The organism is Pseudomonas oryziphila, assembly GCF_003940825.1.
Taxonomy (GTDB): Bacteria; Pseudomonadota; Gammaproteobacteria; order Pseudomonadales; family Pseudomonadaceae; genus Aquipseudomonas; species Aquipseudomonas sichuanensis.
Window position 1 is genome coordinate 963,370 of the sequence record NZ_CP034338.1, and the last position, 16,214, is coordinate 979,583.

The 16,214-nt window shown below is 66.0% G+C and carries 16 protein-coding genes; 8 read left to right on the top strand and 8 right to left on the bottom strand.

Going from position 1 to position 16,214, the window contains the following annotated elements; translation table 11 throughout:
• Nucleotides 1-51 precede the first annotated feature (51 nt).
• Nucleotides 52-522, top strand: coding sequence for a phosphate-starvation-inducible protein PsiE (locus EJA05_RS04610; protein WP_125462638.1), 471 nt, complete (start codon nucleotides 52-54; stop codon nucleotides 520-522).
• Between the two features lie 3 nt (nucleotides 523-525).
• Here the strand turns inward: EJA05_RS04610 and EJA05_RS04615 are convergent, their stop codons facing one another.
• The 5 genes from EJA05_RS04615 to EJA05_RS04635 form a co-directional block, all read right to left on the bottom strand.
• Nucleotides 526-813 (bottom strand): DUF3509 domain-containing protein, encoded by a 288-nt coding sequence (locus tag EJA05_RS04615; RefSeq protein ID WP_125857488.1) that lies wholly within the window; start codon nucleotides 811-813, stop codon nucleotides 526-528.
• A 126-nt stretch (nucleotides 814-939) separates the two neighbouring features.
• Nucleotides 940-1,287, bottom strand: coding sequence for an HPF/RaiA family ribosome-associated protein (locus tag EJA05_RS04620; RefSeq protein ID WP_110991697.1), 348 nt, complete (start codon nucleotides 1,285-1,287; stop codon nucleotides 940-942).
• Between the two features lie 178 nt (nucleotides 1,288-1,465).
• The gene (fecA, locus tag EJA05_RS04625) at nucleotides 1,466-3,796 is read right to left on the bottom strand and encodes a TonB-dependent Fe(3+) dicitrate receptor FecA (RefSeq protein ID WP_125857489.1); all 2,331 of its coding nucleotides are present in this window, start codon (nucleotides 3,794-3,796) and stop codon (nucleotides 1,466-1,468) included.
• A gap of 171 nt (nucleotides 3,797-3,967) precedes the next feature.
• On the bottom strand, nucleotides 3,968-4,891 hold the full coding sequence (locus EJA05_RS04630; RefSeq protein WP_125857490.1) for a FecR domain-containing protein: 924 nt from the start codon (nucleotides 4,889-4,891) through the stop codon (nucleotides 3,968-3,970).
• Entirely contained in the window at nucleotides 4,888-5,382 is a 495-nt protein-coding gene (locus EJA05_RS04635) for a sigma-70 family RNA polymerase sigma factor (protein WP_125857491.1), read from the bottom strand. The genes EJA05_RS04630 and EJA05_RS04635 overlap by 4 nt, the downstream gene beginning before the upstream one ends.
• Nucleotides 5,383-5,552: 170 nt before the next feature.
• Between EJA05_RS04635 and EJA05_RS04640 the strand changes: the two genes are divergently transcribed.
• From EJA05_RS04640 to EJA05_RS04665, 6 genes are all read left to right on the top strand, one after another.
• Nucleotides 5,553-5,858 carry a DUF3649 domain-containing protein gene (locus tag EJA05_RS04640; RefSeq protein WP_125462643.1) on the top strand — a complete coding sequence of 102 codons (306 nt, stop codon included), beginning with the start codon at nucleotides 5,553-5,555 and terminating at the stop codon, nucleotides 5,856-5,858.
• Nucleotides 5,855-7,417 (top strand): PepSY-associated TM helix domain-containing protein, encoded by a 1,563-nt coding sequence (locus EJA05_RS04645; RefSeq protein WP_125857492.1) that lies wholly within the window; start codon nucleotides 5,855-5,857, stop codon nucleotides 7,415-7,417. Before EJA05_RS04640 ends, EJA05_RS04645 begins: the two co-directional genes overlap by 4 nt.
• Nucleotides 7,417-7,743 (top strand): DUF3325 domain-containing protein, encoded by a 327-nt coding sequence (locus tag EJA05_RS04650; protein ID WP_125857493.1) that lies wholly within the window; start codon nucleotides 7,417-7,419, stop codon nucleotides 7,741-7,743. Before EJA05_RS04645 ends, EJA05_RS04650 begins: the two co-directional genes overlap by 1 nt.
• A 4-nt stretch (nucleotides 7,744-7,747) precedes the next feature.
• Complete coding sequence (locus tag EJA05_RS04655; RefSeq protein ID WP_125462646.1) at nucleotides 7,748-8,323, top strand: RNA polymerase sigma factor; 576 nt, start codon at nucleotides 7,748-7,750, stop codon at nucleotides 8,321-8,323.
• The gene (locus EJA05_RS04660) at nucleotides 8,320-9,291 is read left to right on the top strand and encodes a FecR family protein (RefSeq protein ID WP_125857494.1); all 972 of its coding nucleotides are present in this window, start codon (nucleotides 8,320-8,322) and stop codon (nucleotides 9,289-9,291) included. The genes EJA05_RS04655 and EJA05_RS04660 overlap by 4 nt, the downstream gene beginning before the upstream one ends.
• Before the next feature lie 217 nt (nucleotides 9,292-9,508).
• The gene (locus EJA05_RS04665) at nucleotides 9,509-11,911 is read left to right on the top strand and encodes a TonB-dependent siderophore receptor (RefSeq protein WP_125857495.1); all 2,403 of its coding nucleotides are present in this window, start codon (nucleotides 9,509-9,511) and stop codon (nucleotides 11,909-11,911) included.
• A 90-nt stretch (nucleotides 11,912-12,001) separates the two neighbouring features.
• Here EJA05_RS04665 and EJA05_RS04670 read toward each other — a convergent pair whose 3' ends face one another.
• Complete coding sequence (locus EJA05_RS04670; RefSeq protein WP_125857496.1) at nucleotides 12,002-12,877, bottom strand: helix-turn-helix domain-containing protein; 876 nt, start codon at nucleotides 12,875-12,877, stop codon at nucleotides 12,002-12,004.
• A gap of 209 nt (nucleotides 12,878-13,086) precedes the next feature.
• Here EJA05_RS04670 and EJA05_RS04675 point away from each other — a divergent pair, with 209 nt between their 5' ends.
• Nucleotides 13,087-13,989: a DMT family transporter gene (locus EJA05_RS04675; protein WP_125857497.1), complete on the top strand. Its 903-nt coding sequence runs from the start codon at nucleotides 13,087-13,089 to the stop codon at nucleotides 13,987-13,989.
• Between the two features lie 102 nt (nucleotides 13,990-14,091).
• Here EJA05_RS04675 and EJA05_RS04680 read toward each other — a convergent pair whose 3' ends face one another.
• Nucleotides 14,092-15,066, bottom strand: a complete 975-nt coding sequence (locus EJA05_RS04680) for a 2-hydroxyacid dehydrogenase (protein ID WP_125462651.1) — start codon at nucleotides 15,064-15,066, stop codon at nucleotides 14,092-14,094.
• Between the two features lie 143 nt (nucleotides 15,067-15,209).
• A complete protein-coding gene (locus EJA05_RS04685; RefSeq protein WP_125462652.1) occupies nucleotides 15,210-16,157 on the bottom strand; it encodes a LysR family transcriptional regulator in 948 nt (315 codons plus the stop codon).
• Between the last annotated feature and the right edge of the window lie 57 nt (nucleotides 16,158-16,214).

The window sequence follows — 16,214 nt, forward strand, 5'->3', positions numbered from 1 at the left end:
TGTCACAGGCGTGACGCACCATCCTTCAGCCGTATCGGGGAATCGAACATCGTGAACACCAAATGGGCAGACAAGCTGCGCAAGGGCCTGCATGGCTCCGCCGACTCACTGGGCAACCTGTGCGTGGAGGCATTCCACTACCTGGCACTGTTCGGCATCGGCGCGATCACCGCCTATGCGGCGGTAGTGACCTTCCTGGACATGCTGGGCAAGGGCGGGGTCAGCGTCGATGACATCCTGCTGCTGTTCATCTATCTGGAGCTGGGGGCGATGGTGGGGATCTACTTCAAGACCAACCACATGCCCATCCGCTTCCTGCTGTACGTGGCAATCACCGCGCTGACCCGTTTGCTGATCGGCGATGTGTCGCACCACAAGGCGCCGGATGTCGGGCTGCTGTACGTGTGTGGCGGCATCCTGCTGCTGGCGTTCGCCATCCTGGTGGTGCGCTACGCCTCCTACCGCTACCCGTCGACCAAGGTGCTGGACGCCAACGGCAAGGAAGTGGACGAGAGCAAATAGCCCTCAGTTGGCCAGGCAGGAGGCCGGGTGGTGATGATCGCGGGTCAGTGCGGCCAGCACTTGCAGCGGGTTCTGGCCAAGCTCGATGGCCAGGCCCAGGCGGATGCTGTCGATGACCCGCTGCAGGCGCACCGGGTCGTTGCGCTGGGCCGCGCTGACCAGGCGCCTGGCCACCACGCCGCTGTCATCGGAGAGGGTCAGCATGATGCTGCCATCGAGGCGCTCGATGCTCAGGTTGACCCGGTATTCGGGGGCGAACGCAGCGCTGATTTGGTCGAAGGGGTTGTTCATGGTCGAGGCCTGCATTGAATGACTGCACAAGTTGACCGGGGCGTGCCGGGGTTGGTTCAGGCCCGCTGATCGGTGCAAATGAAAACGCCCGGCGCAAGGCCGGGCGTTTTTACTGACGCGGTTGGATCAGGCGTCCGGGTCACTCAGTTCAAGCACGCCACGTTTACTGCGCAGTTTGCCGTAGAAATGCTCCAGTGCGTGGTTGAGCTTGTTGGCGGCGCCATCGACCGCCTGGTCCAGCGAAGTGGCGGTATGGGTCACGGAAATCGGTTGGTGGCCTTTGGGGCGAGCCTCCATCTGGCAGCGTTTGTCGTGCGGTCCGGGCTTGGCGCCGTTCTCGTCGCGCAAATGGACTTCGATGCGGGTTAGGTCTTCTTCGTAGCGCTCGAGGCTGCTGTGCAGCGTGGCGCGGACCCACTCGTCGAGACGGTTGTTGCCTTCGAAATGGTTGCTGCTGTTGACCTGGATTTGCATGACTTCAATCCTTATTCAGCTTGCTCGCGGGAGGCACTTTCAAGCCACTGAGGGCGTTGGTCTTTTTGCGCCTCTTGACTCTAAGGTCAGGCATCCGCGCGACGAATTCAACCCCCTGCGCAAGAAAAATTTCCTGTTGCAAAAAGCCCGGCGATCGCCGGGCTTTTGTTGTCGTCGGTCAGAACTCAACTGAGGTCTGCAGGTATAGAGTACGGGGTTCGCCCACGTACTTGCCCTTGTTGTTGTCGTCGAACGAGCGGGTGTAGTACTCGCGGTTGAACAGGTTCTTCACCCCCACCGCCACCTTCAGGTTGGAAAGCGCAGGGCCGAAGTCATAGCCGGCACGGCTGCTCACCAGCATGTAGCCGGGGATACGCCCGGTACTGCCGTCGGCGCTCTCGCTGCCGGTGTTGGCGTTGTCTGCGTACTGGCTGCTCTGGAAGCTGCTGTCCAGGTTCAACTGCCACGGGCCGTCGGTGTAACCCACCCCCAGGGTGCCTTTTTGGCGCGACGAGAACGGCACCTGGTTACCCTTGTTCGGCCCGTCCTCACGGATGGTGGCATCGACGAAGGCGTAGCCGGCATGCACGTCGAAACCGGCCAGTGCCGGGCTCAGGCCATCGAGGGCGTAGCGCACGCTGGTCTCGATGCCCTGGTGGCGGGTTTCGCCGCGGGCGATCACCGAATCGTTGGTCTGGTTGCTTTCATACTGGTTGTCGAAATTGATCAGAAATACGCCGATCTCCGCCTGCAGGTCGCCATTGTCGTAACGGGTGCCAAGTTCCCAGGTACGTGCTTTCTCCGGTTTTACCTCGCCACTGCTGACCCGGTTGGGCATCTGGCTGTACTGCACGCTGCCGAACGAACCTTCGGTGTTGGCGTACAGGTTCCAGGTGTCGGTGAGGTGGTACATCACGTTGAGTGCCGGCAGGGCGGTGTTATAGCTGCCCTGGTAGCGCTGGCCGCTGAGTTTGTTGCTCTGCTCGGAGTCGATCATCTCGTAGCGCACGCCTGGGGTGATGGTCCAGCGGCCGATGTCGATGCGGTCGTCCAGGTAGATCGCATGGGCCTCGGTGCTGCCACGGGTGTCGCGGTCGTTGCGGCTGTCGGTGGTGGGCAGCAGGTTGCTGCGGGTCGGCTCGCGGTAGCGCAGTTCGTGGCCGGCTTCGTTGATGTAGCGGTAGCCGATGCCCAGTTCGTGCCAGCTGTCACCCAGCGCCACGCCCTGGGAGAAGCGCGTCTCGATGCCGCGCACCCAGTATTCGCGTGGCGACAGCGAAACGAAGTTGCCCTGGTCCAGGTAGCCGCTGCGCAGGGTCTTGGTGAAGAAGCCGTTGACGCTGAACTGGCGGTCGTCCTGCTTGTAGTCGTAGCCGAAGTTGAACAGCGTGCGGCGGCCCCAGAACTTGTCCTTCAGGCGGGTCGACTGGTAGGGATCATCGTCGAACGCCGCGGCACTCAGCCCGCCCGGCATCTCGGCCTCGCCCTCGTAGTACTGGGCCATGGCATGCAGGCTGTTGGCTTCGTCGAGCTGCAGCTTGCCCTTGAGCATCAGGTCGTCGATCTGCGTGTCGCTGTGTTCGCGCCAGTCGCTACCCCGGGTGCCGGAGTACAGCAGGGCGCCCCCCAGGCCGTTGGCGTTGGTGCCGCCGATCAGCAGGTTGGCGTTGTTCTTCAAGCCATCCTGGCTGGACGACGGGCTGATCTGGTTCTGCATCGCTGCCTTGAATGTCGCCTCTTCGGGGATGGCACGGGTGACGAAGTTGACGATGCCACCGACGTTTTGCGGCCCGTAGCGCACCGCGCCGCCGCCGCGCACCACGTCCACCGCGTCCATGTTGCCCAGGCTGATCGGCGCCAGCGACAGCTGTGGTTGACCGTACGGGGCGAACGGCACCGGGATGCCGTCCATCAGCACGGTGGAGCGCGACGCCAGGCGTGGGTTGAGGCCACGGATGCCGAAGTTAAGCGCCAGGTCGTGGCTGCCGGTACCGTTGTTCTCCGGTGCGTTCACCCCGGGGATGCGGTTGAGCACTTCACGGGCGCTGCTGGCGCCGCTGCGCTCGAACTCCTCGCGGCGTACCACGTCACGGGCGCCGGGGTGCTCGAAGACGTTGTCCTGGCGCGCGTCGGCCAGCCAGTCACCGACCACGGTCGAGGCCCCCAGCTCCACGGCCGCGCCGCTGTTGCCCGCCTGTAGCGGTTGCAGGCTGTAGGCGTTGTCGGCTTCCTGACGGGCCTGCAGGCCGCTGCCGCGCAGCAAGGCATCCAGGCCCTGGCCGACCTCGTACTGGCCGTCCAGGCCGGGGCTGCTCAAGCCTTGGGTCAGCGCCGAGCCGAACGAGATCAACGCGCCGCTTTCGCGACCGAACTGGTTGAGCGCGTCTTCCAGGCTGCCGGAGGCGATGTGGTAGCTGCGGGTTTCGGCGGCCAGGGTGGCGGGCACGGCGCCGCCCAGGCTGATGGCGAGCAGCAGGGCGTGGGCGAGGGGGCTTGGGCGCAGAAGCATGGGGCGGTGGTCCTGTGAGAAGGGGGTTCTGCCTTCTCTGTCACGCGAGGTCGGGGAAATGGCTCAGGTTGATTCAAATTTTTTTGAGGCTTCACCGGCCTCATCGCTGGCAAGCCAGCTCCCACCTGCCCCTGTGGGAGCCGGCTTGCCGGCGATAGGGCCGCCACAGGCTCAACCCGTAGCCGCCTCGACCGACACCCAGTACCGGGTAAACCGTCGCACCTTCACCGGCAACGCCACCTCCAGCATGGCCAGGATCCGCTCGCTGTCGTCCAGCGGATACGACCCGGAAATCCGCAAGTCGGCCACCCGCTCGCTGCAACCCAATTGCCCAAGCCGGTAGCGCGAAAGCTCGGCAACAAAGTCGCCGAGACGCATCTGCGACACCACCAGCATGCCGTCCACCCAGGCTGCGCGGTTCGGGTCCAGAGGCGCGATCGCCTGCCACCCATCCCGGGCGAAACGCGCCTGGTGCCCGGCCAGCAGGCTTTGCCCGGCCACGCTGGCGCTGCCGCTGAACACCGTGACCAGGCTGAACCCCTCGAACTGGCGCACATTGAAACGCCCGCGGTCCAGCAGCAGCTCGCCTTCGCCGGTGCGTAGCCGCATTGGCCGCGCATCGTTGGCCGTCTCCAGCAACAGTTCACCCTCCTGCAGGCGCACCAGCCGCTGCTGGCCATCGAAGCGCACATCGGCGGCGCTGCGGGTATTCAGGTGCAACTGGCTGCCATCGTCGAGGGTCAGCCGCCGGCGCTGGCCCACCGGGCTGCGATAGTCGGCCATCAGCCCCGGCAACGGGTTGTGCTGCTGCAGACCAAGCCCGGTGGCACTGGCCACACCAACCAGCAACAGTGCCTTGAGCGCCCGGCGCCGGGCCGGGGAGGGCGGCGCCTGCAGGGTCGCGTGCACCACCGGCGAGGCCACGCCGCGCAGGCGCTGGTTGACCTGCTGGATGTGCGCCCAGGCGCGCTGGTGCTCATGGTCGGCTGCCAGCCAGCGCTCCAGCGCCAGGTGCTGGTCGAAGCCCTCTGCCTGGGATTCGATCAGCCAATGCACGGCCTGCTCGGCGACGCGGGGGGCGAACGTGGTGTTCATTGGGCGAAGTAGCAGCGCAGGGCTGCCTTGTGCAGGTAGCGCTTGACCGTCGCCAGCGAGATGCCCAGCTCCCGGGCGATCTCGCCCTGGCCCAGGCCGTCGACCTGGGCCAGCAGGAACGCGCGCTTGACCAGCGGCGGCAGGCCATCGAGCAGGCGGTCGAGCTCCAGCAGGGTCTCGAAGATGATCGCCTTTTCTTCTTCGCTCGGCGCCACCTGCTCGGGCACCAGGGCCAGCGCCTCGAGGTAGGCGCGCTCCAGTTCCTGGCGGCGGAAGTGGTTGCACAGCACGCGCTTGGCCACGGTGGCGAGGAAGGCGCGGGGCTCTACCAGTTGCGGCGTTTCACGGGCCTGGAGCAGGCGCACGTAGGTGTCCTGGGCCAGGTCCGCGGCGCTTTGCGGGCAACCCAGGCGCCGCCGCAACCAGCCGGTAAGCCAGCTGTGGTGGTTGAGGTACAGACCTTCGACGGTGGAGGAGAGGGCGCTGGGCACCGATGCGACTCCGGCGCTCTGTGGCGCAACTGGAAGTAAGAATTGTTCGCATTGTATTCAGGCCTCGATCTTTCGGCAATCGGTGACTGGGGCCGCAGTTCATCCCCGACTCTTTGCTTATGAGAATTGAAATCATTACTATTGCACCCCCATATCCCCGGACCACCGCGATGAAGAGCAAAGCCGCCGGCCTCCCCTTGAGCTATCGCCTGGCCGTGGCCTCACGCAGCCTGGCGGCACTGCTGGGCGGCTACCTGCTGGCGTCGCTGGCCAGCGTGTGCATCACCCTGCTCACGCCCATGGCCCAAGTCGATGCCGCGCTCACCGGCATGATGCTGTCGTTCGTGGTCTACCTGCTGGCCTTCATCTGGTGCTTCGCCTGCCGCAGCGCCTGGCGCGCCTGGTTGGGCGTGCTGCTGCCCAGCCTGGTGCTGGGGCTGATCGCCGGGCTTGCCTACTGGATGAAAAACGGATGAAAGAGGGCTTTCGCCAGGCCATGGCCTGGTTGCACACCTGGACCGGGCTGATCTTCGGCTGGCTGCTGTTCGCCATTTTCCTCACCGGGACGCTGTCGTACTTCAAGGACGAGATCAACCACTGGAGCACCCCCGAAGTCCACAGCCACCCGCTGGATCCTGTGGCTAGCCTGGCACTGGCGCAGCGCTATCTGCAAAGCAACGCCAGCCACGCCAACAGCTGGTTCATCCGCCTGCCCAGCGAGCGCGAGTCGGCGCTCAGCGTCAGTTGGCGCGACCCGGATGCAGGTGGGCGACGCGGCATGGTCAGGAAGGACCTGGACGCCGTCAGCGGCCAGGAAGTGGTGGGCCGCGACAGCCGTGGCGGCGAGTTTTTCTACCGTTTCCACTTCGAGCTGCAGATGCCCTATCCGTGGGGGCGCTGGTTGGCGACCTTCTGCGCCTTCATCATGCTGCTGGGCCTGGTGACCGGGATCATCACCCACAAGAAGATCTTCAAGGAGTTCTTCACCTTCCGCCCCGGCAAGGGCCAGCGCTCCTGGCTCGACGGCCATAACGCCATCGGCGTGCTGGTGCTGCCGTTCCACCTGATGATCAGCTACAGCAGCCTGGTGATCTTCATGTACATGGTGATGCCGGCCAGCATCTTGGCCAGCTATGGCGACAGCGGCGACTATTTCAACGATCTGTTCGGCCGTGACCAAACCCCGGCGCTGGCAGGCGTGGCGGCACCCTTGGCGCCATTGCCGGAGTTGTACGCCAAGGTGCAGGAGCTGGCGCCGGGCGCGCGCATGGGCTTCATCCAGGTGCAGAACCCTGGCGACGCCAATGCCCGGGTCACCTTCAGCCGCGCCTCGGCCGACAGCGTGGCCTACAAGCGCAGCGCCAACTGGACCTTCGACGGTGTCAGCGGCGCCCTGCTTACCCAAGGCGCGCCGGAGAGCGCGGCGATGATGACCTCGTTTACCTTCGTCGGCCTGCACATGGGCAATTTCGCCGGGCCGTGGCTGCGCTGGCTGTATTTCGCCTTCGGCGTGGCCGGCACGGCGGTGATCGGCACGGGCCTGGTGATGTGGCTGGGCAAGCGTCAGCTCAAGCATGCCAAGAGCGGGCATATGCCGGTCGAGCTGCGCCTGGTCGAGGTGCTCAACATCGCCAGCATGAGCGGCCTGCTGCTCGGCGTGGCGGCGTTCTTCTGGGCCAACCGCCTGCTGCCGGTGGCGTTGCAGGGGCGTGCCGACTGGGAGATCAACGCCTTCTTCCTGGCCTGGGCCCTGGCGCTGGCCCATGCCGTGCTGCGCCCCGGGCGCCGGGCCTGGGGCGAGCAACTGGCGCTGGGCGCGCTGGCCTTCGCCCTGTTGCCGCTGCTCAACGCCCTGACCACCGGCCAGGGGTTGAACCACTCCATTGCCGTCGGTGACTGGGCCATGGCTGGGTTCGACCTGACTGCACTGGGTACCGGGCTGTTCCTCGCCTGGGCTGCCGGCAAGATGCTGCGCGCGCCCAAGGTTGTGGCCAAGCGCGCGCCCAAGGTCGCCAAAGCCGTGGAGGTGAGCTGATGCTGAGCGTCGCGCTGCTCGGTTTCGCCGGTTTCGCCGGCCTGTGCCTGGCCATGGAAAAACACTTCAACGACCTGCTCGGGCGCAAGCCCACGGCCAGTCAGCTCAAGGGCCTGCGCATCGGTGGCTGGTCACTGTTGCTGCTGTCGCTGGTGCTGGCCGTGCACGTGCAGGGCTTGGCCTTCGGCCTGGTGGAGTGGATCGCCGTGCTGATGGCCGGGGTGACGCTGTGGGTGTTCGGCCTGCCGTACCAGCCTCGCTTGCTGCTGGGCCTGGCAGCGGCCAGCCTGGTGCTTGGGCCGTTGCTGGCCGTGCTGGCGGTGTAAGGCATTGCGCGAGCCGGGGGAGGTGATCGACGCCGACGCCGAGGCCAGCCGTGGCCGGGCGCGCTTCGTCCAGGTGTTCCTCGCCCAGCGTGCGCGCATGGAGGCGCTGGTCAACCGGCGCATCGGCTGCCGCGCCACCGCCGCCGACCTGGTGCAGGAACTGTTCCTGCGCTTCTGGCGCCGCCCCGAGGTCAAGGTCGAGGCCCTCGATACTTACCTGCTGCGCAGCGCCAGCAACCTGGCCATCGACTACCTGCGCAGCGAAGGCAGCCGCGACCGCGTGGCCGAAGGCTTGCAGCACACCGACGACGAAGCCTTCGCCCAGGCGCCCGAACAGGCCCTGGAGGTCGACCATGACCTGCAGCGCATCGAGGCGGCGCTGCGCGCCTTGCCCGAGCGCACCCGGCAGATCTTCCTGCTCAATCGCATCCACGGCTGCACCTATGGCGAGATCGCCAAAGCCATGCAGCTGTCCCAGAGCGCCGTGGAAAAGCATATGATGCGCGCCCTCGAAGCGTGCAAGGCGAGTGTCGCCGAAGCCGCCCCCCCACCGCGCCGGCCAGGGAGCGCCCGTCGATGAGCCTCGAACCGCCGATTACTGCCGAACAGTCCCAGGCCGCCCTGGGCTGGCTGATGCGCATCCAGCAGCAGCCGGAGCAGGCCGAAAGCGCCGCATTCAAGCGCTGGTTGCTGCAGGCCCCGGCCCATCGCCAAGCCTACGCCCAGGCCCAGGCATTGTGGCGCCAGACCGAGGCCCCGGCCGCGCGTCTGGCCGCTGAAGACCAGGCAGGCCTGCAGCAGTACCTCGAAGCCATGCGCCGGCCTGCCCGCAAACCCCATTGGCAGCGCTTCGCCGTGGCCGCTTGCCTGGTGCTGGTGCTGGGTGGCGTGGCCGGCTGGCAGCCGCAGCATTGGTTGCAGGACCTGCGCGCTGACTACACCAGCGCCGAGCAGGTGCGCCAGGTGACCTTGGCCGATGGTTCGCAACTGACACTGGACGCCGGCACCGCAATCGGCGTGGACTTCGACCAGGGTGAGCGCCGTGTGCGCCTGCTGCGCGGTGCCGCATTCTTCCAAGTGACCCACACCGGCGCGCCGTTCCTGGTCGACGCCAACGGCGGGCAGGTGCGCGTGCTCGGCACCCAGTTCGAAGTGCGCGAGCAGGCCGAGGGTGCCCAGGTCACGGTGCGCAGCGGCCGGGTGGCGGTGACGCCTGCCCAGGGCCAGCCGGCGCGCGAGCTGACCGCCAATCAACAGCTGGCCTATGCCACCGGCAGCGCGGGCGCGGTCGAGGCGGTGGACAGCGACAGCCGCCTGGCCTGGCGCCAGGGCTGGCTGAATTATTACCAGGTGCCGCTGGGGCAGGTGGTCGAGGACCTGGGGCGTTACTACCCCGGGCGGATCGTGCTGCTCGACGGCGAGCTGGCGCAGCGCAAGGTCAGCGGCAGCTTCCCGGTGGCCGAGCCGCTGCTGGCGCTGGACTCGCTGGGCAAGGTGCTGGGGTTCTCGCGGCAGACGCTGTTGGGGCGGATCACTGTCCTGCGCTAGGTGTTAGTTACAACTGGCCCAATCGCCGGCAAGCCGGCTCCCACAGAGGACCGCGCCGCCCCTGTGGGAGCCGGCTTGCCGGCGATTGGGCCGGTGCAGGCGCAGGCGAGCTCAACTTTTTTCACCAGGACGGTGAGGTATCCGTTCACGGCATCCGTGTAGTGAGTGGAAGTGCGATTCATTCGCAAAAGATCATCCCTCTCACAGGTCAGCGTCCATGAAGTTCACCCCGCGTTGCGTCCCGCTCTGGTTCGGCCTCAGCACCCTGTCGGTGCTGGCCGTGGTCCCTCAGGCGATGGCCGAGCAGCAGAGCCAGGCCTATGCCTTCGCCCTGCCGAGCCAGCCGCTGGCCCAGGCGCTCAACGCCTTCAGCCGCACCACCGGGCAGAGCGTGGTCTACACCCTGGCGCTGCCCGATCTGCAGGCGCCGGCCTTGCACGGCACGTTCAGCGCCGAGCAGGCCCTGCAGCAGCTGCTGGGCAGCTCCGGCCTGGCCTGGCGCCGCGTCGATGGCCGCACCCTGACCCTCGATCCGGCCGACACCACAGGGGCCGTGAACCTGCAAGCCACCACCGTCACATCCCAGGCCGACGACTACAGCTACCAGCCCCCGGCCAGCGCCTCGATCATGCGCGGCCAGGGCCCGACCCAGGACATCCCTCAGGCGATCAACGTGGTGCCCGCGCAGGTGATCCGCGACCAGGCGCCGCGCAACCTCGACGATGCGTTGTACAACGTCAGCGGCATCACCCAGGGCAACAACTTCGGCGGCACCGCCGACACCGTGATGAAGCGCGGCTTCGGCGACAACCGCGACGGCTCGATCATGCGCGACGGCATGCCCATCGTGCAGGGCCGCGCCCTCAACGCCAGCACCGAGCGGGTCGAGGTGCTCAAAGGCCCCGCCTCGCTGCTGTACGGCATCCAGGACCCGGGCGGGGTGATCAACGTGGTCAGCAAGCGCCCGCAGCTTGAGCAGTACAACGCCGTCACCCTGCGCGGCTCCAGCTACGGCAGTGGCAAGAACGGCAGCGGCGGCGGCCTGGACAGCACCGGCGCGCTGGGCGACAGCAACTTCGCCTATCGGCTGATCGTCGACCATGAAGACGAAGACTACTGGCGCAATTTCGGCGTGCACCGCGAGTCGCTGGTGGCGCCGTCGTTCGCCTGGCTGGGCGAAGCCACCCAGGTGGTGCTGGCCTACGAGCACCGTGAGTTCAGCTACCCGTTCGACCGCGGCACCGCCTTCGGCAGTGACGGGCACCCGCTGAACATTCCCGCCAGCCGCCGTCTCGACGAGCCGTTCAACGACATGGAAGGCCGCTCCGACCTGTACCGCCTGGAGGTCGATCACCAGCTGAGCGACGACTGGAAAGCCCACTTCGGCTACAGCTTCAACCGCGAAACCTACGATGCCAGCCAGGTCCGGGTGACCGGCGTCAACGAGCAGAAAGGCACCCTGACACGCAGCATCGACGGCACCCAGGGCGCCATGAGCCGCGACCAGTTCGCCACCTTCAGCCTCAACGGCAACGTCGAGCTGGCCGGCCAGCGCCACGACCTGCTGGTCGGTGTCGATCACGAAGACCGCAAGATCTACCGCGCCGACCTGATCCGCCAGAACAGCCGTTCGACCTTCAGCTACCTCAACCCGGTCTATGGCCGCGAAGTGGAAGGCACCAGCGTGCGCGCCAGCGACAGCGACCAGACCGACGAACTGCGCAGCGATTCGCTGTTCCTGCAGGATGCCTGGCACCTGGACGATCACTGGATCCTGGTTGCCGGCGGGCGCTTCCAGCAGTTCGACCAGTACGCCGGCCGTGGCCGCCCGTTCAAGGTCAACACCGACAACAGCGGCCAGACCTGGGTGCCCCATGCGGGCCTGGTGTACAAGCTCGACGAGCAACTGTCGTTCTATGGCAGCTACAGCGAGTCGTTCAAACCCAACTCGACCATCGCGCCGCTGAGCATCGGCGGTGGCCAGACCCTCACCCTCGACTCCGGCATCGAGCCGGAGCAAGGCAAGTCGTGGGAACTGGGCGCCAAGCTGGATATCCCCGGCCGGTTGACCGGCACCCTGGCGCTGTTCGATATCAACAAGCGCAATGTGCTGGTGGCCGACGGCGACACTCAGCCCGGCACGATCATCTACAGCAATGCCGGTGAAGTGCGCTCCCGCGGCGTCGAACTGGACCTGACCGGCCAGCTCAGCGAGCGCTGGAGCCTGATCGGCGCCTACGCCTTCACCGATGCCGAAGTGACCAAAGACCCGGACCTCAAGGGCAATCGCCTGCAGAACGTCGCTCGCCACAGTGGATCGCTGTCGGCGGTGTATGACTACGGCAGCCTGTTCGGCGGCGACCGCCTGCGTGTAGGGGCGGGCGCCCGCTATGTAGGGGAACGTGCCGGCAATGCGACCAATGACTTCGACCTGCCGGCGTATACCGTGGCCGATGCCTTTGCCAGCTACGAGACCAAGCTCGACGAGCACAAGGTTCTACTGCAACTGAACGTGAAGAACCTGTTCGACAAGGTGTACTACACCTCGGCGGTGAACCGGTACTTCGTCGCGGTGGGGGATGCGCGGCAGGTGAGCCTGTCGAGTACGTTCGAGTTCTAAAAACGGGGACCGCTTTGCGGTCCATCGCTGGCAAGCCAGCTCCCACACGGGCCCTGTGGGAGCTGGCTTGCCAGCGATGAGGGCCCACGGTCAGCCGTTGAAGGCTGCCCTATATTCCCCCGGCGTCGCCCCCAACGCCTGCCTGAACCGGTTGCTGAAATGGCTGGCACTGGCAAACCCGCACAGCAACGCCACCTGCCCCAGCGGTAGTTGCCCCAGGCGCAACAGCTCGCACGCCCGGTGCAGGCGCCGGGCCAGCAGGTACTGATGCGGCGGCAAACCGAAGCTCGCCCGGAACATCCGCGCAAAGTGGTATTCGGACAGGTTGCAGCGCAGCGCCAGCTCACCCAGCGTCAGCGGCTGGTCGAGGTTGGCCTCGATGTACTCGACCAACTGCCGGCGTTGGTGCGGCGCCAGCCCGCCCTTGAGTTTCAGCCCCTGGCGCAGCCCCGCCTGGTGCAGCACGGCATGGTCGATGATGGCGTGCCCCAGGCTGCTGGCCAGCAGCCGTTCGCCGGGCTCGGCCCAGTCCAGCTGGATCAGCTGGCGAAAGCGCGCGGCCTGCAAAGGGTCTTCAAGGAAGGTCGCCTCGCGCAGTTGCATCTCCCGTGGCTCACGGTCGAGCAGGCGGGTGCAGCCCAGGGCGAATTGCGCCTCGCTGATGTACAGGTGGGCCAGGCGGATCGAGCCGTTGACCACCCAGTTCGACTCGTGGCCGGCGGGCATGATGCACAGCTTGCCAGGCGACCCTTTGTCCGACGGGCGCTGGCGGCGGAAGGTGCCGGTACCGTCGGCGATGTAGCAGGACAGGGTGTGGTGGCTGGGGGCCTGATAGTCGCGGGCATCGTCACGGTTGCTCCACAACGCCGCCGCCAGCCCGTCGCCCAGGTGCGCGCTCAGCTCCAGGCGGGCGTGGGGGGAGGCGTGCATGGCGTTGAAGACTTGCAGGTGATCGAGTGCGGGCATGGGCGGGTCCTCTGGTGGCCATCGTACTGCGATGGCGAGGGGCTGGCAGCTACCTGGCGAGGAAAAGCGCAAGTTTGTGCAAGCGGGGCAGGGGACGCAGGCCTGAGACTGGTTTCCTGTGATGTCCATCGCGGGGCAAGCCCGCTCCCACGCTGTCCTCGTGGGAGCGGGCGTGCCCCGCGATGGGCCTGATGCCCTGGGAGTTCACCATGAACCTGTCGCTCTACCTGCTCACCGTCCTGATCTGGGGCACTACCTGGATAGCCCTGAAACTGCAACTGGGCGTAGTCGCCATCCCGGTGTCGATCGTCTACCGCTTCGCCCTGGCCGGGCTGATCCTGTTCGCCATCCTGCTACTTACCCGGCGCCTGCAACCGATGGACAGGCGCGGCCATCTGGTGTGCCTGGCCCAGGGCTTCTGTTTGTTCTGCGTCAACTTCATGTGCTTCCTCACCGCCAGCCAGTGGATCGCCAGTGGCCTGATCGCCGTGGTGTTTTCCACCGCCACCCTGTGGAATGCCCTCAATGCGCGGATCTTCTTCGGCCAGAAGGTTGCCGCCAACGTGCTCGGCGGCGGGGCCATGGGCCTGCTCGGTCTGGGGCTGCTGTTCTGGCCGGAGCTTTCGCACCACGCCGCCAGCCGCGAAACCCTCTACGGCCTGGGCCTGGCGCTGCTCGGCACCTTGTGTTTCTCGGCCGGCAACATGCTCTCCAGCGTGCAGCAGCGGGCCGGGCTCAAGCCCATGACCACCAATGCCTGGGGCATGCTCTATGGCGCGTCGATGCTGGCGGTGTATTGCCTGGTCAGCGGCATCCCGTTCGAGATGGAGTGGAACACGCGCTATATCGGTTCGCTGCTGTACCTGGTGATCCCGGGCTCGGTGATCGGTTTCACCGCCTACCTCACCCTGGTCGGGCGCATGGGGCCGGAGCGCGCGGCCTACTGCACGGTACTGTTCCCGCTGGTGGCGCTGAATGTGTCGGCGTTCGCCGAAGGCTACCAGTGGACGCCGCCGGCGCTGCTGGGGCTGGTGGTGGTGATGGCGGGGAATGTGCTGGTGTTTCGCAAGCCGAAAGTGAAGCCGGTCGAAGGCGTACTGGCAGTGAAATGAGGGTTGGCCCTATCGCTGGCAAGCCAGCTCCCACAGCGATCACTGAGACCTTGTGGGAGCCGGCTTGCCGGCGATAGCGCCAGCCCAGTCAGTAAGCGGCTATCAGCCTTTCCACACCTGCGGATTCACCAGATCCCGTGGCCGCTCACCCAGCAGCGCCGCGCGCAGGTTGTCGATCGCCCGGTTGGCCATGGCCTCGCGGGTTTCGGCGGTGGCCGAGCCGACGTGGGGCAGGGTCAGGGCGTTGGGCAGCTTGAACAGCGGCGAGTCGGCCAGTGGCTCTTTCTCGTACACATCCAGCCCGGCGCCACGGATGGTGCCGTTTTGCAGCGCCTCGATCAGCGCCGCCTCATCCACCACCGGCCCGCGCGCGATGTTGATCAGGAACGCGCTGGGCTTCATCAGCTTCAATTCCCGTGCGCCGATCAACTTGCGGGTGGCCTCGGACAGCGGCACCACGATACAGACGAAGTCGGCCTCGGCCAGCAGTTCATCCAGGCTCCGGAATTGTGCGCCGAGCTCCTGCTCCAGCGCCGCCTTGCGGCTGTTGCCGGCGTACAGCACCTGCATGTTGAAGCCGAAGCGGCCACGGCGGGCGATGGCCGCGCCGATGTTGCCCATGCCGACGATCCCCAGGGTCTTGCCATGCACGTCGCTGCCGAAGTGCGCCGGGCCCACGGTGGCCTGCCACTGGCCGGCCTTGGTCCAGGCATCGAGCTCGGCGGTACGGCGGGCGCAGCCCATGACCAGAGCGAAGCCCAGGTCGGCAGTGCTTTCGGTGAGCACATCGGGGGTATTGGTCAGGGCGATGCCGCGCTCGTTGAGGTAGGCCAGGTCGTAGTTGTCGTAGCCGACCGAGACGCTCGATACCACCTCAAGCTTGCCCGCGCCTTCGAGCTGCGCGCGGCCGAGCTTGCGGCCCACGCCGATCAGGCCATGGGCCTCGGGCAGGGCTTCGTTGAACTGCGCGGCGATGTCGCCCAGTTTCGGGTTGGGCAGGATCACGTTGAAGTCTTGCTGCAGGCGTTCGGCCATGGCTGGGGTAATGCGGCTGAAGGCCAGGACGGTCTTTTTCATCGGGCTTCTCCTGGGAAAAGCTACAAGCTACAAGCTGCAAGTCATAAGCAAAAGCGGGATATGTGTAGTTACGCTTCTTCTTGCAGCTTGCAGCTTGCAGCTTGCAGCTTGCAGCTTGCAGCTTGCAGCTTGCAGCTGCCCATTCAGTTGGCGATCAGCACCTGGTGGGTCTTCAGGTCCGCCTCATGGGCCGCCAGGATCTCCGGCAATGAGTTGCGCAGGTACTCGACCCAGGTCTTGATCTTGGCATCCAGGTACTGGCGCGACGGGTAGATCGCGTACAGGTTGAGCTCCTGCAGGCGGTAGTCGGGCATGATCCGCACGATGCTGCCGTCACGCAGGGCATCGATGGCCGAATAGATCGGCAGCACGCCAACCCCCATGCTGCTGCGGATCGCGGTCTTCATCGCATCGGCCGAGTTCACCTGGAACGGTGAGGTGGTGATGTTGACCAGCTCCTGGCCTTCGGGGCCGTCGAACAGCCACTTCTCCAGCGGGATCACCGGGCTGACCATGCGCAGGCACGAATGCTTGAGCAGGTCGGCCGGCTTGTGCGCGGTGCCGTGGCGTGCCACGTATTCGGGCGAGGCGCAGACGATGCTGTAGGTAATGCCCAGGCGTTGCGAGACGAAGCCCGAGTCCGGCAGCTCGGTGGCGAGCACGATGGACACGTCGTAGCCCTCGTCGAGCAAGTCGGGCACACGGTTGGCCATGGTCAGGTCGAAGGTCACGTCCGGGTGCGACTCGCGGTAACGGGCGATGGCATCGACCACGAAATGCTGGCCCACGCCGGTCATCGAATGCACCTTCAGCTGCCCGGCAGGGCGGGCGTGGGCATCGCTGGCTTCGGCTTCGGCCTCCTCGACGTAACTGAGGATCTGTTCGCAGCGCATCAGGTAGCGCTTGCCTGCTTCGGTCAGCGCGATGCGCCGGGTGGTGCGGTTGAGCAGGCGGGTTTGCAGATGGGCTTCCAGGTTGGAGACCGCGCGCGAGACGTTCGCGGTGGTCGTATCAAGCTGCACGGCGGCGGCAGTGAAACTGCCGAGCTGGGCCACACAACTGAAAGCACGCATGTTTTGCAGGGTGTCCATGGGTCACTCTCGGGTTAGAGGACAAAATTGTGACATGAAGTAACGTGAATGCACGTT

Excerpts from the sequence above, each read along its gene's own strand:
- EJA05_RS04640 (WP_125462643.1), top strand. The coding sequence starts at position 5,553 with ATGAAGAGCAAAGCCGCCGGCCTCCCCTTGAGCTATCGCCTGGCCGTG.
- EJA05_RS04680 (WP_125462651.1), bottom strand. The coding sequence starts at position 15,066 with ATGAAAAAGACCGTCCTGGCCTTCAGCCGCATTACCCCAGCCATGGCC.
- EJA05_RS04630 (WP_125857490.1), bottom strand. The coding sequence starts at position 4,891 with ATGAACACCACGTTCGCCCCCCGCGTCGCCGAGCAGGCCGTGCATTGG.
- EJA05_RS04675 (WP_125857497.1), top strand. The coding sequence starts at position 13,087 with ATGAACCTGTCGCTCTACCTGCTCACCGTCCTGATCTGGGGCACTACC.
- EJA05_RS04665 (WP_125857495.1), top strand. The coding sequence starts at position 9,509 with ATGAAGTTCACCCCGCGTTGCGTCCCGCTCTGGTTCGGCCTCAGCACC.
- EJA05_RS04685 (WP_125462652.1), bottom strand. The coding sequence starts at position 16,157 with ATGGACACCCTGCAAAACATGCGTGCTTTCAGTTGTGTGGCCCAGCTC.
- EJA05_RS04670 (WP_125857496.1), bottom strand. The coding sequence starts at position 12,877 with ATGCCCGCACTCGATCACCTGCAAGTCTTCAACGCCATGCACGCCTCC.
- EJA05_RS04645 (WP_125857492.1), top strand. The coding sequence starts at position 5,855 with ATGAAAGAGGGCTTTCGCCAGGCCATGGCCTGGTTGCACACCTGGACC.
- EJA05_RS04660 (WP_125857494.1), top strand. The coding sequence starts at position 8,320 with ATGAGCCTCGAACCGCCGATTACTGCCGAACAGTCCCAGGCCGCCCTG.
- EJA05_RS04620 (WP_110991697.1), bottom strand. The coding sequence starts at position 1,287 with ATGCAAATCCAGGTCAACAGCAGCAACCATTTCGAAGGCAACAACCGT.
- EJA05_RS04615 (WP_125857488.1), bottom strand. The coding sequence starts at position 813 with ATGAACAACCCCTTCGACCAAATCAGCGCTGCGTTCGCCCCCGAATAC.
- fecA (WP_125857489.1), bottom strand. The coding sequence starts at position 3,796 with ATGCTTCTGCGCCCAAGCCCCCTCGCCCACGCCCTGCTGCTCGCCATC.
- EJA05_RS04650 (WP_125857493.1), top strand. The coding sequence starts at position 7,417 with ATGCTGAGCGTCGCGCTGCTCGGTTTCGCCGGTTTCGCCGGCCTGTGC.